The sequence below is a fragment of the Nonomuraea sp. NPDC003727 genome, from assembly GCF_053586935.1.
This window is the reverse complement of sequence record NZ_JBSFNE010000053.1, coordinates 1-1,035: the sequence shown is the minus strand read 5'-3', so window position 1 is coordinate 1,035 and position 1,035 is coordinate 1. Positions and strand designations below refer to the sequence as shown.

Annotated in this window: 1 rRNA gene; it reads right to left on the bottom strand. The window is 57.2% G+C overall.

From position 1 onward, the window contains the following. Positions 1 to 9: 9 nt before the first annotated feature. Positions 10 to 1,035, bottom strand: a 23S ribosomal RNA gene (locus ACWDLG_RS45040); the annotation flags it as partial.

Here is a 1,035-nt window from a genome sequence, read left to right as displayed (position 1 = left end):
AAAAGCTTTGAGGTCAAGTCCTCGGCCTATTAGTACCGGTCAGCTCCACACGTTACCGCGCTTCCACCTCCGGCCTATCAACCCCATCGTCTATAGGGAGCCTTACCCACTCTCGTGGTGGGAGACCTCATCTCAAGGCGAGCTTCCCGCTTAGATGCTTTCAGCGGTTATCCCTTCCGAACGTAGCCAACCAGCCGTGCACCTGGCGGTACAACTGGCACACCAGAGGTTCGTCCGTCCCGGTCCTCTCGTACTAGGGACAGCCCCTTTCAAGTCTCCTGCGCGCGCAGCGGATAGGGACCGAACTGTCTCGCGACGTTCTAAACCCAGCTCGCGTACCGCTTTAATGGGCGAACAGCCCAACCCTTGGGACCTACTCCAGCCCCAGGATGCGACGAGCCGACATCGAGGTGCCAAACCATCCCGTCGATATGGACTCTTGGGGAAGATCAGCCTGTTATCCCCGGGGTACCTTTTAGCCGTTGAGCGACGGCGCTTCCACATGCCACCGCCGGATCACTAGTCCCAGCTTTCGCTCCTGCTCGACCCGTCAGTCTCACAGTCAAGCTCCCTTGTGCACTTACACTCGACACCTGATTGCCAACCAGGCTGAGGGAACCTTTGGGCGCCTCCGTTACCCTTTAGGAGGCAACCGCCCCAGTTAAACTACCCACCAGACACTGTCCCCGATCCGGATCACGGACCAGAGTTAGACGTTCAAAACGACCAGAGTGGTATTTCACCAATGACTCCACCCGAACTAGCGTCCGAGCTTCCCAGTCTCCCACCTATCCTACACAAGACGCTCCAAACGCCAATGTCAAGCTGTAGTGAAGGTCCCGGGGTCTTTCCGTCCTGCTGCGCGTAACGAGCATCTTTACTCGTAGTGCAATTTCGCCGGGTCTGCGGTTGAGACAGCGGGGAAGTCGTTACGCCATTCGTGCAGGTCGGAACTTACCCGACAAGGAATTTCGCTACCTTAGGATGGTTATAGTTACCACCGCCGTTTACCGGCGCTTAAGTTCTCACCTTCGC